We start from the raw sequence: 13,362 nt of genomic DNA, 5'->3' as shown, positions 1-13,362 counted from the left end.
CACACCCATGACCGAAGAACAGCAAAGCCTGGCCGTGGCCAATCCGAAGATGACGGCCCGTGACGTCAAGGTCTTCTATGGCGAGAAACAGGCGATCAAGGGCGTGTCGATCGATGTCGACATGGACCATGTCACCGCCTTCATCGGCCCGTCGGGCTGCGGCAAGTCGACCTTCCTGCGGACCCTCAACCGCATGAACGACACCGTCGCCTCGGCGCGGGTCGAAGGCACGATCACGCTCGACGGCGAAGATATCTACGCCCCCTCGATGGACGTGGTGCAGCTGCGCGCGCGGGTCGGCATGGTGTTCCAGAAGCCCAACCCCTTCCCCAAGTCGATCTACGAGAATATCGCCTATGGCCCCCGCATCCACGGCCTCGCCGCGGGCAAGGCGGACATGGACGTGATCGTCGAAAAGTCGCTGCGTCGCGCCGGTCTGTGGGACGAGGTGAAGGATCGCCTCAACGACAGCGGCACCGCCCTGTCGGGTGGTCAGCAGCAGCGTCTGTGCATCGGCCGCGCCATCGCGGTCGAACCCGAAGTCATCCTGATGGACGAACCCTGCTCGGCGCTCGACCCGATCGCCACCGCCAAGATCGAGGAACTGATCCACGAACTGCGCGGTCGCTATGGCATCGTCATCGTCACCCACAACATGCAGCAGGCCGCGCGCGTGTCGCAGCGCACCGCCTTCTTCCACCTGGGCGAACTGGTCGAATATGGCGTGACGAGCGACATCTTCACCAACCCGCGCCAGGAGCGGACCAAGGACTATATCACCGGGCGCTACGGCTGATCCCGCGCGCTTTCGAGCCAGATGCTTGCATCTGGCGGCTTGGAAAGCGCGCCACTTGAGATTCCGGCATCGATCCCTGCAGGATCGATGCCTGCGGAGAGAAGAAACATGGCTGAACATACGATCAAGGCATTTGACGAGGAAATCGACCGGCTGCGTGGCCTGATCGCCGAAATGGGCGGTCGCGCGGAAGCGGCGATCGAGAATGCGATGCTGGCGCTCCAGCGCCAGGACCAGCGTCTCGCCGCCGAAGTCGTCGCCGACGACAAGCGCATCGACGCGCTGGAAGCGGAAGTCGAGAAGCTGGTGGTGCAGATCATCGCCCTGCGCGCGCCCATGGCCAACGACCTGCGCGACGTGATCGCCGCCTTGAAGATCGTCAGCGTGGTCGAACGGATCGGCGACTATGCCAAGAATATCGCCAAGCGCGTGCCGCTGATCGCCGCCAACCAGCATAAGCTGGAACCGGTGTCGCTGCTGCCCTCCATGGGCCAGGTCGCGGCCGAAATGGTGCATGACGTGCTCAACGCCTTCGCCGCGCGCGACGCCGAACTGGCGCTGGCGGTGGTGGAGCGCGACCAGGTGGTCGACGATTTCTACGACAGCGTGTTCCGCACGCTGGTGACCTATATGGTCGAAAATCCCAAGACGATCAGCGAGTGCGCGCACCTGCTGTTCATCGCCAAGAATATCGAACGCATCGGCGACCATGCGACCAATGTCGCGGAAATGGTCTATTATGCCGCAACGGGCCAGACCCTGCCCGAACGCGAACGCGGCGGCACCCAGCAGCAGGAGAATTGAGGCATGGCGCGGGCGAAGATGCTGTTGGTGGAGGATGACGCGGCGCTCGCCGAACTGCTCATCTGGCATTTCAAGCGTGAGGATTTCGAGGTCGCCCATACCGTCGATGGCGAGGAAGCGCTGCTGATGGCGCAGGAAAACACGCCCGACATCGTCCTGCTCGACTGGATGGTCGAAAGCCTGTCGGGGATCGAGGTCTGCCGTCGCCTGCGCCGCATGAACGGCACCGCCAATGTGCCGATCATCATGCTGACCGCGCGTGGCGAGGAAGAGGATCGCGTGCGCGGCCTGGAAACCGGCGCCGACGACTATGTGACCAAGCCCTTCTCGCCCCGCGAGTTGGTCGCCCGCGTCGGCGCGGTGCTGCGCCGCGTGCGCCCGGCGCTGGCTGGCGAGACGCTGACCTTCGCCGATGTCGAAATGGACACGGTCGGCCACAAGGTCCGCCGCGGTGGCCAGGTCATCCCGCTCGGCCCCACCGAGTTCCGCCTCCTGAAGCATTTCCTCGAGCATCCCGGCTGGGTCTTTTCGCGGGAACGTCTGCTCGACAGCGTCTGGGGCCAGGATAGCGATATCGAACTGCGCACCGTCGACGTCCATATCCGTCGCCTGCGCAAAGCGATCAATGTCGACGGCCGCCACGACATCATCCGCACCGTCCGCTCGGCCGGCTATGCGCTGGACACCGACGGCCTGAACTGATCGTCGCCCCGCACATGCGGACAAGAAAAACCTCCCCGGCAAGCTGTGCCGGGGAGGTTTTTCTATTTCGGCAATGAGCCGCGATCAGGCCGCGCGGCGCGCCTTGTTCAGCTTCTTGAGCAGCATGTCGCGCTTCAGGCGCGACAGATGGTCGATGAACAGCACGCCTTCGAGATGGTCCATCTCATGCTGCAGACAGGTGGCGAGCAGCCCTTCCAGTTGCTCCTCATGGATGCGGCCGTCGCGGTCCATCCAGCTGGCGCGGATCACCGCCGGGCGCTCCACCTCGGCAAACTGGTCGGGCACCGACAGGCAGCCTTCATTATAGACCGACTGCTCGTCCGATTCCTTCAGGATTTCCGGATTGATGAACACCATCGGCTTCTTGACCGGCGGCGCGCCTTCCTCATCCGATTCCGGTTCCTGCAGATCCATCACCAGGATGCGCTTGGGCACCCCCACCTGGATCGCGGCCAGGCCGATGCCCGGCGCGTCATACATGGTTTCGAACATGTCGTCGATCAGACGCTGCAGATCGTCGTCGATCGCCTCTACGGGGGTCGAGATGGTACGCAGGCGCGGATCGGGCGCCTCAAGGATCGGAAGAATGGCCATGGCGAAAACATAGGCGGAACGGGGGAAAATTTCAAGCGACACGGGCGCCGGCCCACGCGCCGCTTGCCGCCCCGCCCGGCGGGGTCTAGGCGAAGGGGCGTGACCGACGAAACCGCACAGCAGCGCCGCTACAAATCCTTCGAGGATACCCACCAGATGCTGATCGAGCTGGCGGTCGGGCTGATCGCCGATCGCGGCATCGATGCGCTGTCCCTGTCCGCCCTCGCCCGCGCCGCCGGGGTCAACCGCACCACCATCTATTATCATTTCACCGATCGTGACGCCCTGGTCGCGGCGGTGAAGCTCTGGTCCTCGCAGCAGATCGTCGCCGCCTTCCGCCCGGAACTGCCGCGTCAGGCGCGGATCGACTATGTCACCCGCTTCGTGCTCGACAATCCCGCCATCATGTCGCTGTGGATCGAGGATTTCATCGCGCCGGGCGACATCCGCGCCAGCTATCCGCATTGGGACGCCCTGGTATCGGGCATCGGCACCAGCCTTGCCGCCGCCTTCCCCGACGAGCCGATCGACGCCGAAGTCTATTGCGTGATGCTGCTCACCAGCGCGCTGATCGGCCCGCGCGTCTTTCGCCATCGGGTCGCCCCCGATCTCGACACCGAAGCCACCATCGCCCGCTTCCGCCAGGAACAGCAGCGGGCGCTGCGCCGGGATGGCATCGCCGACGACTGACACAATTTACAACAATCGTGTTGCAAATTCAGATTGACCCGCTCATGCTGTCGAAAAGACAGACAGCGGAGAGCGATGATGCACGGCGAACGGCCCGGCTTTCAGGGCATGAGCGACGACAGTCTGGCCTGGCTCGGCACCGCGCCGATCCCCGCCGCCCCCTATCATGATCCGGCCTGGTTCGAGCTGGAACGGGAAGCGGTGTTCCGCCGCGCCTGGTTGCAGATCGGCCATGTCTGCGAACTGCCCGACAGCGGCAGCTTCATCCGCCGCGAGATCGAAGCGCTCAATGTGTCGCTGCTGATCGTGCGCGGCCGCGATGGCGAGATTCGCGCCTTCCACAATGTCTGCACCCATCGCGGCACCCAGCTGGTCGAGGAGGAAAGCGGCAGGCGCGGCACCTTCTCCTGCCCCTATCATCGCTGGTCCTTCGGCACCGATGGCGCGCTGCTCGCCGCCCCCGATTTCGATCGTTTCTTCATCGACAAGGCCGACTGCGCCCTGCCCCGCGTCGCGCTCGACATCTGCGGCGGACTGATCTTCGTCCATCTCGGCACGCCAGACAAAGGCCTGCGCGACGATCTTGGCCCCTATGCGACCATGCTCGACGGCTTCCCGGCGGCACAGGCCACCACCTTTTCCGAATATGTCTATGAGATCGACGCCAACTGGAAGCTGACCTACGACAATTTCCAGGAAAACTACCATCTCCGCTTCATCCATCCCCGCTCGGGCGCACCCGCCGTGGGGGAGGACAACCCCTTCGGCTATCCGGTGAAGATGGGCTTTCACGGCCCCCACCGCACCCAGACGATCTGGACCAATCCCGCCCCCGCGCCCAAACCGGTGCAGGCGCAATCCTTCGGCCGCGCCGCTCGCTTCGCCATGGCCGACGGTACCGCCGGCCCGCACAGCCGCGACTATCTCGCGCTCTTCCCCAATTTCTTCATCCTCGGATCGCCGGCCCAGCCCTTCTCCCACACCGTCTGGCCGATCGATGCCCGTCGCTCGCGCGGCGTGATCCGCCTCTACTGGAAGGGCGAGGATGACTGCGCCAGCCGCCGCTATGCCCGCGAATATGCGATGGCCAGCGCGCGCGACATCCATGCCGAGGATCGCGACGTGATCGAGGCGGGGCAGCGCGGCCTCGACAGCGGCGCGCTCAAACATATCCATTTCCAGGCGCAGGAGGCGCTGTGCCGCCACCTCTTCAACGCCGTCGACGAAAGGGTGCAGGCTTATCGTGCCGACCTGGCCAGCACTGCGCCCCGGCCCGTCTCGCAGGCGGAGGCAATGGCATGAGCACGCTCCTCCCCGCCGGCTTCGAGGCGCTCGTCCCCTTTGCCGATCGCTGGGCGATCGACGGATCGATCGCCCGCGCCGCCCGGCGCGGCGATGCCGCCCCCGCCGACCGCACCGCCTTCTTCGCGGCGGCCGCCCCCCTGCTCGACGCCGCCCTTGCTCATCTCGACCGCCACCCGATCGACGCGCTGGACGCGGCCGAGCAGCGGCTGATGGACATGATGCTGACCCTCGCCCATGTCTCGCTGACCGAAGAGATATTGGGTGACCAGGAACCCGCCCACGCCCGCCAGCGCCAGCATATGCACATTACCCGGACCCCGGCAGGCGCCTGAGAGACGCAGGCCCGCCCCGTCATTCCAAGCGCAGCAAAGCAATTACGAGGATCGGGTTTTGACCGCTGACGACCAGAAGCGGACGTTTCCTACTCCCCTCCCTTCCAGGGAGGGGCCGGGGGTGGGTGCGCCGCGTAGCGGCGGTCTACGGTCGATAGGGCAGAAGCTCGCTACGCTCGCAACCCACCCCAACCCCTCCCTGGAAGGGAGGGGCTATGTCTTGTTCCCACCCCATTCCGCCACCCTTCCCGTCCATCATCCGGCCTGTCCTACACGCCGCTTGTCTGATCCACTGCCCGGATGGATCATCATCCCCCCACCTTTCCATCCCTGTCATTGCCCGCTGCGCACGGGCCATCGACGCGTGATGATCGCGCCATAGGGGCGTTCCTGGTGCGCGGCAGAAGCGCGATTGTCGCGTCACAGGGGCGATGCGGGCGCATATTGGACACCTCCACCCCATGGATGGTGACGCGCCACCGGCGCAAAGCCGACGCGTCACAGGCGCGTTCGCGGCGCATTTCGCCCAGAAAGCCCGATAACGGTGTGAACTTCGGGAGACGCGTGTCCCCGCCTTTGGCCCGTCCCTCAGCCCAGCGGTCGCCGCGCGCGCAGCGCCTGGGCCAGCGTGCCCTCGTCCAGATAGTCGAGTTCGCCGCCCACCGGCACGCCATGGGCCAGCTGGGTCAGGCGGATCGGGAAGCGCTCCAGCCGCTCGGCCAGATAATGGGCGGTGGTCTGCCCCTCCAGCGTGGCGTTCATCGCCAGCACCACCTCATCTATGCCGCCGGCCTCGACCCGCGCGACCAGCGCGTCGATGCTCAGATCCTCGGGCCGCACCCCCTCCAGCGCAGAGAGGCGCCCGCCCAGCACATGGAAGCGGCCGGGGAAGAGGCGCGACTTGTCCAGCGCCCACAGGTCCGCGACATCCTCCACCACGCACAGCGCACGCGCGTCGCGGCGCGGATCGGCACAGATGCCGCAGGGATCGACCGTATCGACATTGCCGCAGACCTGACAGGTGACCAGCCGTTCGTTGACCGCCGCCAGCGCGCGCAGCAGCGGCTCCAGCGCGCCCTCGCGCTTCTTGAGCAGATGCAGCACCGCGCGGCGCGCCGAACGGGGGCCAAGGCCGGGCAGTCGCGACAGCGCCTGGGTCAGCGTCTCGATTTCTGGGGATGCCATGGAACCGAGATAAGGGCTTGCAAGTCGTCCCGACAAGAGGTTTGAGAGCGATCTTGGAAATAGGCCCCAGGCAGATTTCAAATGCGGTGCCAGCCCGCTCCCCCACCCGGCCACCCAACGGCAGTATCTTGAAGGGTGGCCGGGTGGGGGAGCGGGCTGGTGCGGGAAGCGGAAAAATTATGCGTATCATTTACATGGGCACCCCCGATTTCGCCGTTCCAGCGCTCGATGCACTGGTGAAGGCCGGGCATGACATCGTCGCCGTCTATAGCCAGCCGCCCCGTCCGGCCGGCCGTGGCAAGGCGCTGCGCCCCTCCCCGGTGCAGGCCCGCGCCGAGCAACTGGGTATCGAGGTGCGCACGCCGGTCTCGCTCAAGGACGAGGCAGTGCAGGCCGAATTTGCCGCGCTCGACGCCGATGTTGCGGTGGTCGCTGCCTATGGCCTGATCCTGCCGCGCGCGATCCTGGCGATGCCGCGCCATGGCTGCCTCAACATCCATGGCTCGCTGCTGCCGCGCTGGCGCGGTGCCGCGCCGGTGCAGCGCGCCATCCTGTCCGGCGACAATGTCACCGGCGTCACCATCATGGACATGGAGGCCGGGCTCGACACCGGGCCGATGCGCGCCAAGCATGTCACCCCGGTCGAGGACAAGACGGCCGGCGAATTGACGCAGGAACTGGCGCAGGCCGGTGCCGAGCTGATGGTCGATGTGCTGGACGATCTTGCCGGCCATCCGCCGGTGGTCCAGCCCGAAGAGGGCGTCACCTATGCCGCCAAGATCGACAAGGCGGAGGCGCGGATCGATTTCAGCCGCGACGCGCATCAGGTCGAACGGCAGGTGCGCGCCTTCAACCCCTTTCCCGGCGCCTTCTTCGAATATGGCGGCGAACGCTTCCGCATCCTCGCCGCCACGGTCGAGGATCATGCCGGGCCTGCGGGTGAACTGCTCGACCACAGCCTGCTGATCGGCTGCGGCCATGGCGCGATCCGTCCGACGCTGATCCAGCGCGCCGGCAAGGCGGCGATGTCGGCGGGCGAATTGCTGCGCGGCTTCGACATGCCCACCGGCAGCCGGGTCAACGCCTGAGCCGATGGCCCGTTTCGCCTTCACCGTCGAATTTGACGGCCGTCCGTTCATGGGCTGGCAGCGTCAGGCCCATGGCCCCAGCGTCCAGCAAGCGATCGAGGATGCGATCCATGCCGTCACCGGCGAACGCGCGATCCTGCACGCCGCCGGCCGCACCGATGCCGGCGTCCATGGCCTTGCCATGCGCGCCCATGCCGATGTCGAAAAGCCGCTGACGCCCTTCCGCCTGATGGAGGCGATCAATGCGAAACTGCGGCCCCATCCGGTCGCGATCCTCGCCTGTGAGGAAGTCGCGCCGGACTGGCATGCCCGTTTCAGCTGCACCGGCCGCGCCTATATCTACCGCATCGCCAATCGCCGCGCGCCGCTGACCCTGGAATCGGGGCTTGCCTGGCGGGTGATCCAGCCGCTCGACGCCGACGCCATGCATGACGCCGCGCAGATCCTGGTGGGTCATCATGACTTCACCACCTTCCGCTCGGTCCATTGCCAGGCGGCCAGTCCGCTGAAGTCGCTGGCGATGCTGGATGTCTCGCGTGAAGGCGATCGCATCGCCATCCGGGCAGAGGCGCGATCCTTCCTCCATCATCAGGTCCGCTCGATGGTCGGCTGTCTCGCGATGGTCGGCATGGGCCGCTGGAGCGCCGATGACCTGCGCGATGCGCTGGAGGCGCGCGACCGCGCCCGGCTGGCGCTCAACGCGCCGCCCGACGGCCTCTATTTCGTGCGTGCCGATTATAGCAGCGCGGTAGTCACCAACTGATTCTTGCCGGCGCGCTTGGCCGCCAGCATCGCCTCGTCCGCGCGCGCCACGATGCTGTCCAGTTCGGTGTCATCGTCGGGGATCAAGGTCACCAGGCCAAAGCTGCCGCTGACACCGCCATGCGCGCCGCCCAGCGTCATCAATCCGACGCGCAGCGCCTCGCCCAGGTCCGTGCCTTCCTCGTCGACCAGCAGCACGAATTCGTCGCCGCCCATCCGCGCCACGACATGGCGGGTGGCGACCATATCCTCGATCAGCCGCGCCACATCGACCAGGCAGCGATCCCCGGCGCTATGTCCGAGACTGTCATTGAGCTGTTTGAACCCGTCGAGGTCGAGATAGATCAGGCTGACGGCGCGATGCGCCTCGGCTGCCTGCCGCAGCAAAGCCCGCGCCCGCACCACAAAGCCACGCCGGTTGAGCAGGCCGGTCAGCGGATCATGGATCGCATCGAAATGGGCCTGCCGCATCTCCGACAGATCCTCGACCACGGCGACATAGAATTCCGGCTCATCCCGCTCATCGCGAACCAGCGCCACGGTGAGGTTGATCCAGATCAGCGATGCATCCGCACGAATATAGCGTTTTTCCAGCGTATAGCGCTGCAACTCGCCCCGGTGCAGCCGGCCAAGCAGCGCGACATCGGCATCCAGATCATCGGGATGGGTGATCTGCTGGAAACCCAGCCGCATCAGCATCGCGGCCGGATAGCCGGTAATCTCCTCGAAACGAGGATTGACCGTCAGGAAGCTGCCATCGAGCGCGACATGGGCAATGCCGACCGGCGCGTGCTGGAAGGTCGCCTGAAACCGGCGCTCCGCATTGGCCAGATTGGCCTGGATCGTCTGCGCCTCCTGGCTCAGCGCCCGCGCGACATGGGTCAGGCGGTCGATCCGGCAGATCGCATCCGGGGACATCACGGGATCGCGATCAGGAACAATGGACTGGGCGGAGGCGATGGGCACGATGGGCGACTATTCTTTCCTGACTTTGTCGCCTCCTCCTGCGCCCAACAAGGTAAAGACTCTCTTTAGATTACGTAATTTACTGGCTCCAGCCTATTGGAGCCGAGTGCGGAACGGGGTGAAGTCGGTGCCCGCATCATAGACGTCGAGCCCCTCGCGTCGCTTGAGACCATTCACCACCACATAGGTGACGGGCGTCAGCACCGCTTCCCAGCCGACCTTCATCGCCCAGTTGGTGACCATCACGGTCAGCACCTGCGTCGTGGTCCAGTCGCCATAGAAAGCGAGCGGGTAGAAGAGCAGGCTGTCCACCCCCTGCCCCACCACGGTCGAGCCGATGGTGCGCATCCACAGATGTCGTCCCTGGGTGATGATCTTCATCTTGGCCAGCACGAAGCTGTTGGCCAGTTCCCCCGCCCAGAAGGCGCAAAGCGAGGCAAAGACGATCCGCCAGGTGCTCCCGAACACCGCCTCATAGGCTTTCTGGTCGGGCCAGCCCTCGGCCGGCGGCAAGGCCACCACCACCCAGCTCATCAGCGCCATGAACAGCATCGCGGCAAAGCCCGCCCAGACGCAGCGTCGCGCCCGCGCATAGCCATAGACCTCTGTCAGCACGTCGCCGATCACATAGCCGAGCGGAAAGAAAAGGATGCCCGCGCCAAAGGTCACGCCGCCCAGCGACGACAGCTTGGCCGCGCCGATCAGGTTGGACAGCAGCAAGATGGCGACGAAGGCCGCCATGAAGAAATCATAATAGCGCAGCGGCCGTGCGCCAAGCACGGTCGCGTCGATTTTCCGGATGCCCGCGTCGCTCATCCTTCGGTGCATATCCCGCCGACACACGATTGCAACGGCTGCGAAAGATTGCGCCGCGGCGCAAGCCCCGCTATCGCTCCCGCGCACGGCCCCGTAGCTCAGTTGGATAGAGCATCCGCCTTCTAAGCGGATGGTCGCAGGTTCGAATCCTGCCGGGGTCGCCAATCAGGCGCGACGTGCCACTTTGGCGAGGCGCAGCGGCGGAGTCGCGACGCTCAGGTCCACGCCCGATTCAACCGACATGCGATCGCGCCCCTTGCGCTTGGCATCATAGAGCGCGCGGTCCGCCCGATCGAAAAGATGCGGCAACTCCTCCGTGCCCGTGATGCTGGTCGCCGCGCCGATGCTGGTCGAGACCGGCAACGTCAACCCGCCGCTCTGCGCAAAACGATGGCAGATGCGGCGACCGAGCGCCGGCAGATTTTCGGGCGAAAGACCAAAGAGCAGAACAGCAAACTCGTCGCCGCCCAGCCGCGCCACCAGTGCATCGGCGGGTACGCAATCCGTCAATATCCCGGCCAGCGCCGACAGCAGGCGGTCCCCGGTGGCGTGGCCGAAGCCGTCATTGACCGCCTTGAAATGATCGACGTCGCACAGCAGCAGCGCCACCGGCTGGCCGGCCCGCCGCGCCAGCGCCATCCCGGCGGCCGCCTTCGCCTCGAACGCGCGGCGATTATAGGCCCCGGTCAGCGAATCCCGCTCCGCCAGCGCCGTGATCTGCCGTTCGCGCCGGTGACGCACCGCCGCCAGCATCAGCAGCGCCAGCGATACCTCGACCAATATGCCCTCATAGAGCGAGGCCTTGATCAGCAGCCCCTTGAAGCCCACCAGGCTAACGAACAGGCCCGGCATGAAGATCAGCCCCGACTTGGCGAGGTAGAAGATGCCATGGCCAAGGAAAATATGCCCCAGCCGCACCGCATCGCGCACTTCGCTGGTGCGGCGGAGCGAGAGCAGGAGGGACGCGGCCTTGAGCGACAGGATCGCGACCAGCGCCGAATTGACGAGGCCGAACAGGGCGGTGCGGTCATTTGCCGGATCGGTGCCCAGCAGCGCCACCCAGACCAGCAGCACGCCGAGCCAGATGCCAGGGAGGCGTCGCCCGGCAAAGGCCGCCGCCCCCTTGGCGAACAACAGATGCGCCACCACCAGCAGGCCATTGGCCAACCAGACATAGAGAAGGAAGCTGTCCACCGTGCGCAGCACCGACATGCCGCTGCCCACCACGATGGTCGCGAATCCCGCACTCCACCAGGCGAGCGAGCGCACCTTTGCCAGACGCCATTCGGCAGCCAGCACCAGCGCCGCAACAAGGGCGATGGCCTGGGTCATGAGCAGCATGGTGACGGCGTCGATCGGCATGGACAGGTTCATCGGGGAAAGGAGCGTGCTATCTAGCCCAATATGCTGAACAAAAGGTTCCCACCCGGATCAGCTCGTCGCACGCATCAGCAGGTCGTCGGTGACCGTCATGGTAAAGATCGGATCGGCATCCGCCGGCACTTCGGCGATCGCGTCGACAAAGGCGGCGCGGGTTGCCGGGTCGTCATAGACCATCTTCGCGTCGAAGGCCGCGCGCCAGGTCGCCTCGTCCGGCCATTCGGCATAGCCCACGAACCGCCCGTCCGCATCGCGGTGCAGGCGCGATCCATAGCTGCCATATTTTTCACGGATGAGGTCGGTGCCGCGGCGCCAGGCTGCGCGGAACTGCTCCTCCTTGCCGGGGTGGACGCGCCACCAATAGACCGCGACGAACATGGCCACCTCCTTGTGCGGAGACAATGGCCGGGCGGCGGCAGGAGTTCCGGCGGGCAGGCCGATCGCCCGCCCGCCGGCAATGTCGCTTAGAGGATCGACTGGCCGGTCTTGGCCCAGTCCGACATGAAGCCGGCAATGCCCTTGTCGGTCAGCACATGGTTGAACAGTGCCTTGATGACGGCCGGCGGCGCGGTCATCACATCGGCGCCGATCTTGGCGCTGTCGAGCACGTGGATCGGGTGACGGACCGACGCGACCAGGATTTCGGTGTCGAACGCGTAATTGTCGTAGATCAGGCGGATGTCTTCGATCAGCTGCATGCCGTCGAAGCCATTATCATCATGACGGCCAACGAAGGGCGAGATGAAGCTGGCGCCGGCCTTGGCCGCGAGCAGCGCCTGGTTGGCCGAAAAGCAGAGGGTGACGTTCACCATCACGCCATCGTCGGTCAGCGCCTTGCAGGTCTTGAGGCCGTCGATGGTCAGCGGCACCTTGATGCAGACATTGGGCGCGATCTTCCGCAGGACCGCGGCTTCCTTCATCATCGTCTCATGGTCGAGCGCGACGACTTCGGCCGATACCGGGCCGTCGACGACGCCACAGATTTCCTCGATCACTTCCAGGAACTTGCGGCCCGACTTGTGGATCAGCGACGGGTTGGTGGTGACGCCGTCCAGCAGGCCGGTGGCGGCCAGGTCACGGATTTCGGCAATGTCGGCGGTGTCGACGAAGAATTTCATGGGATGCTCCGGGGCAGGATTCGCGAATCGGCTCCCTTTAGCGGCTGGCCGATGGATTGGCCATCGGGGCGAACGGTGATTGCCTTGCCCCCCGCCGCCTTCTACCTCTTCCGCGACAGGGGAGCGGCCATGATGTTTGCGATGCGCGCATATATTTGCCTGACCGCCCTCGCCATGCTCGTCCTGCCCTTTTCTGCCCGCGCTGCGGATCAGGAGGCGCAGACCTGGATCAGCGCTGGCGGCGTCGCGCAGATTGACGACAATGATCGCATCGGCATCGAAACAAGCTATCGCCTGCGGCCGGCCGATGACCAACTGCTGCAACGGATCACCCTGGACCATCGGATTGCCGACGGCGTGCAACTGGGCGGCGGCTTCGCCTTCGTTACCAGCCGAAGGCAGAAGGAAATGCGCTTCCACCAGCAACTGATCATCGACTTGGGCGTGCTGCAGAGCCGCACCCGGCTGGAACAGCGCTACATCGACAGCGCCGCGCGCCCGGCCTGGCGCCTGCGCGAACGTATCCAGATCGACATCCCGCTGGAAAAGCAGCGCAAATGGTTCCTCCTGACCTCCGCCGAATTTTTCTTCGAACTGCACAAGCCAAGCGCGGTCCAGGACAGCGAACTTGTCACCACGCGGCAGCTGATCGGCCTGCGCCATGTGCTGACGCCGCGGCTCGGCATCCAACTCAGCTATATGCGCCAGCATAGTTTCCCCGATAACCGACCCGACGAGGTCGTCCATGTCCCCTGGCTGGCGATCGCCTGGCGGCTCTGACGATTTGCCAGAACGGCAAGAGC

General features: G+C 65.4%; 16 protein-coding genes and 1 tRNA gene. 10 read left to right on the top strand and 7 right to left on the bottom strand.

Going from position 1 to position 13,362, the window contains the following annotated elements:
* Nucleotides 1–7 precede the first annotated feature (7 nt).
* From pstB to phoB, 3 genes are all read left to right on the top strand, one after another.
* Nucleotides 8–796 (top strand): phosphate ABC transporter ATP-binding protein PstB, encoded by a 789-nt coding sequence (pstB, locus tag DIZ22_RS01055; RefSeq protein ID WP_004210863.1) that lies wholly within the window; start codon nucleotides 8–10, stop codon nucleotides 794–796.
* A gap of 108 nt (nucleotides 797–904) precedes the next feature.
* Nucleotides 905–1,600 carry a phosphate signaling complex protein PhoU gene (gene phoU / locus DIZ22_RS01050; protein ID WP_004210862.1) on the top strand — a complete coding sequence of 232 codons (696 nt, stop codon included), beginning with the start codon at nucleotides 905–907 and terminating at the stop codon, nucleotides 1,598–1,600.
* A gap of 3 nt (nucleotides 1,601–1,603) precedes the next feature.
* Nucleotides 1,604–2,302, top strand: a complete 699-nt coding sequence (gene phoB, locus DIZ22_RS01045) for a phosphate regulon transcriptional regulator PhoB (RefSeq protein ID WP_004210860.1) — start codon at nucleotides 1,604–1,606, stop codon at nucleotides 2,300–2,302.
* An 84-nt stretch (nucleotides 2,303–2,386) separates the two neighbouring features.
* Here the strand turns inward: phoB and def are convergent, their stop codons facing one another.
* A complete protein-coding gene (gene def / locus DIZ22_RS01040) occupies nucleotides 2,387–2,917 on the bottom strand; it encodes a peptide deformylase (RefSeq protein ID WP_004210855.1) in 531 nt (176 codons plus the stop codon).
* A 99-nt stretch (nucleotides 2,918–3,016) separates the two neighbouring features.
* On the opposite strand from def, the gene DIZ22_RS01035 reads away from it, so the two are divergent.
* From DIZ22_RS01035 to DIZ22_RS01025, 3 genes are all read left to right on the top strand, one after another.
* Nucleotides 3,017–3,607 carry a TetR/AcrR family transcriptional regulator gene (locus tag DIZ22_RS01035; RefSeq protein ID WP_048938760.1) on the top strand — a complete coding sequence of 197 codons (591 nt, stop codon included), beginning with the start codon at nucleotides 3,017–3,019 and terminating at the stop codon, nucleotides 3,605–3,607.
* Between the two features lie 108 nt (nucleotides 3,608–3,715).
* The gene (locus DIZ22_RS01030) at nucleotides 3,716–4,909 is read left to right on the top strand and encodes an aromatic ring-hydroxylating dioxygenase subunit alpha (RefSeq protein ID WP_234415639.1); all 1,194 of its coding nucleotides are present in this window, start codon (nucleotides 3,716–3,718) and stop codon (nucleotides 4,907–4,909) included.
* The gene (locus tag DIZ22_RS01025) at nucleotides 4,906–5,244 is read left to right on the top strand and encodes a hypothetical protein (RefSeq protein ID WP_048938761.1); all 339 of its coding nucleotides are present in this window, start codon (nucleotides 4,906–4,908) and stop codon (nucleotides 5,242–5,244) included. Before DIZ22_RS01030 ends, DIZ22_RS01025 begins: the two co-directional genes overlap by 4 nt.
* Nucleotides 5,245–5,832: 588 nt before the next feature.
* Here the strand turns inward: DIZ22_RS01025 and recR are convergent.
* On the bottom strand, nucleotides 5,833–6,429 hold the full coding sequence (gene recR / locus DIZ22_RS01020; RefSeq protein WP_048938762.1) for a recombination mediator RecR: 597 nt from the start codon (nucleotides 6,427–6,429) through the stop codon (nucleotides 5,833–5,835).
* 179 nt (nucleotides 6,430–6,608) lie between these two features.
* On the opposite strand from recR, the gene fmt reads away from it, so the two are divergent.
* Both fmt and truA read left to right on the top strand, forming a co-directional pair.
* The gene (gene fmt, locus DIZ22_RS01015) at nucleotides 6,609–7,517 is read left to right on the top strand and encodes a methionyl-tRNA formyltransferase (RefSeq protein ID WP_048938763.1); all 909 of its coding nucleotides are present in this window, start codon (nucleotides 6,609–6,611) and stop codon (nucleotides 7,515–7,517) included.
* A 4-nt stretch (nucleotides 7,518–7,521) separates the two neighbouring features.
* On the top strand, nucleotides 7,522–8,280 hold the full coding sequence (gene truA / locus DIZ22_RS01010) for a tRNA pseudouridine(38-40) synthase TruA (RefSeq protein WP_048938764.1): 759 nt from the start codon (nucleotides 7,522–7,524) through the stop codon (nucleotides 8,278–8,280).
* On the opposite strand, the gene DIZ22_RS01005 is transcribed toward truA, so the two are convergent.
* Nucleotides 8,253–9,197 (bottom strand): GGDEF domain-containing protein, encoded by a 945-nt coding sequence (locus DIZ22_RS01005; protein ID WP_048938765.1) that lies wholly within the window; start codon nucleotides 9,195–9,197, stop codon nucleotides 8,253–8,255. The genes truA and DIZ22_RS01005 overlap by 28 nt on opposite strands.
* A 141-nt stretch (nucleotides 9,198–9,338) precedes the next feature.
* A complete protein-coding gene (locus DIZ22_RS01000; RefSeq protein ID WP_037517900.1) occupies nucleotides 9,339–10,061 on the bottom strand; it encodes a queuosine precursor transporter in 723 nt (240 codons plus the stop codon).
* 87 nt (nucleotides 10,062–10,148) lie between these two features.
* On the opposite strand from DIZ22_RS01000, the gene DIZ22_RS00995 reads away from it, so the two are divergent.
* Nucleotides 10,149–10,225: transfer RNA gene (locus DIZ22_RS00995), tRNA-Arg, on the top strand.
* A 1-nt stretch (nucleotide 10,226) separates the two neighbouring features.
* Here DIZ22_RS00995 and DIZ22_RS00990 read toward each other — a convergent pair.
* The 3 genes from DIZ22_RS00990 to fsa form a co-directional block, all read right to left on the bottom strand.
* Entirely contained in the window at nucleotides 10,227–11,423 is a 1,197-nt protein-coding gene (locus DIZ22_RS00990) for a GGDEF domain-containing protein (protein ID WP_234415641.1), read from the bottom strand.
* A gap of 69 nt (nucleotides 11,424–11,492) precedes the next feature.
* Nucleotides 11,493–11,819 carry an antibiotic biosynthesis monooxygenase gene (locus DIZ22_RS00985; protein WP_010338587.1) on the bottom strand — a complete coding sequence of 109 codons (327 nt, stop codon included), beginning with the start codon at nucleotides 11,817–11,819 and terminating at the stop codon, nucleotides 11,493–11,495.
* Nucleotides 11,820–11,905: 86 nt separating this feature from the next.
* The gene (gene fsa / locus DIZ22_RS00980) at nucleotides 11,906–12,559 is read right to left on the bottom strand and encodes a fructose-6-phosphate aldolase (protein ID WP_004210778.1); all 654 of its coding nucleotides are present in this window, start codon (nucleotides 12,557–12,559) and stop codon (nucleotides 11,906–11,908) included.
* Nucleotides 12,560–12,700: 141 nt separating this feature from the next.
* Between fsa and DIZ22_RS00975 the strand changes: the two genes are divergently transcribed.
* Nucleotides 12,701–13,339: a DUF2490 domain-containing protein gene (locus DIZ22_RS00975; protein ID WP_240626789.1), complete on the top strand. Its 639-nt coding sequence runs from the start codon at nucleotides 12,701–12,703 to the stop codon at nucleotides 13,337–13,339.
* Nucleotides 13,340–13,362: the final 23 nt, after the last annotated feature.

The organism is Sphingobium sp. LF-16 (assembly GCF_003711185.1).
Lineage (GTDB): Bacteria > Pseudomonadota > Alphaproteobacteria > Sphingomonadales > Sphingomonadaceae > Sphingobium > Sphingobium yanoikuyae_A.
Note: the sequence above shows the minus strand (reverse complement) of the source record. Positions and strands in the feature narration are given on the sequence as shown.

What these genes read in the sequence shown, in the direction of transcription:
- pstB (WP_004210863.1), top strand. Translation starts at nt 8, where the DNA reads ATGACCGAAGAACAGCAAAGCCTGGCCGTGGCCAATCCGAAGATGACG.
- phoU (WP_004210862.1), top strand. Translation starts at nt 905, where the DNA reads ATGGCTGAACATACGATCAAGGCATTTGACGAGGAAATCGACCGGCTG.
- phoB (WP_004210860.1), top strand. Translation starts at nt 1,604, where the DNA reads ATGGCGCGGGCGAAGATGCTGTTGGTGGAGGATGACGCGGCGCTCGCC.
- def (WP_004210855.1), bottom strand. Translation starts at nt 2,917, where the DNA reads ATGGCCATTCTTCCGATCCTTGAGGCGCCCGATCCGCGCCTGCGTACC.
- DIZ22_RS01030 (WP_234415639.1), top strand. Translation starts at nt 3,716, where the DNA reads ATGAGCGACGACAGTCTGGCCTGGCTCGGCACCGCGCCGATCCCCGCC.
- DIZ22_RS01025 (WP_048938761.1), top strand. Translation starts at nt 4,906, where the DNA reads ATGAGCACGCTCCTCCCCGCCGGCTTCGAGGCGCTCGTCCCCTTTGCC.
- recR (WP_048938762.1), bottom strand. Translation starts at nt 6,429, where the DNA reads ATGGCATCCCCAGAAATCGAGACGCTGACCCAGGCGCTGTCGCGACTG.
- fmt (WP_048938763.1), top strand. Translation starts at nt 6,609, where the DNA reads ATGCGTATCATTTACATGGGCACCCCCGATTTCGCCGTTCCAGCGCTC.
- truA (WP_048938764.1), top strand. Translation starts at nt 7,522, where the DNA reads ATGGCCCGTTTCGCCTTCACCGTCGAATTTGACGGCCGTCCGTTCATG.
- DIZ22_RS01005 (WP_048938765.1), bottom strand. Translation starts at nt 9,197, where the DNA reads ATGTCCCCGGATGCGATCTGCCGGATCGACCGCCTGACCCATGTCGCG.
- DIZ22_RS01000 (WP_037517900.1), bottom strand. Translation starts at nt 10,061, where the DNA reads ATGAGCGACGCGGGCATCCGGAAAATCGACGCGACCGTGCTTGGCGCA.
- DIZ22_RS00990 (WP_234415641.1), bottom strand. Translation starts at nt 11,423, where the DNA reads ATGCCGATCGACGCCGTCACCATGCTGCTCATGACCCAGGCCATCGCC.
- DIZ22_RS00985 (WP_010338587.1), bottom strand. Translation starts at nt 11,819, where the DNA reads ATGTTCGTCGCGGTCTATTGGTGGCGCGTCCACCCCGGCAAGGAGGAG.
- fsa (WP_004210778.1), bottom strand. Translation starts at nt 12,559, where the DNA reads ATGAAATTCTTCGTCGACACCGCCGACATTGCCGAAATCCGTGACCTG.
- DIZ22_RS00975 (WP_240626789.1), top strand. Translation starts at nt 12,701, where the DNA reads ATGCGCGCATATATTTGCCTGACCGCCCTCGCCATGCTCGTCCTGCCC.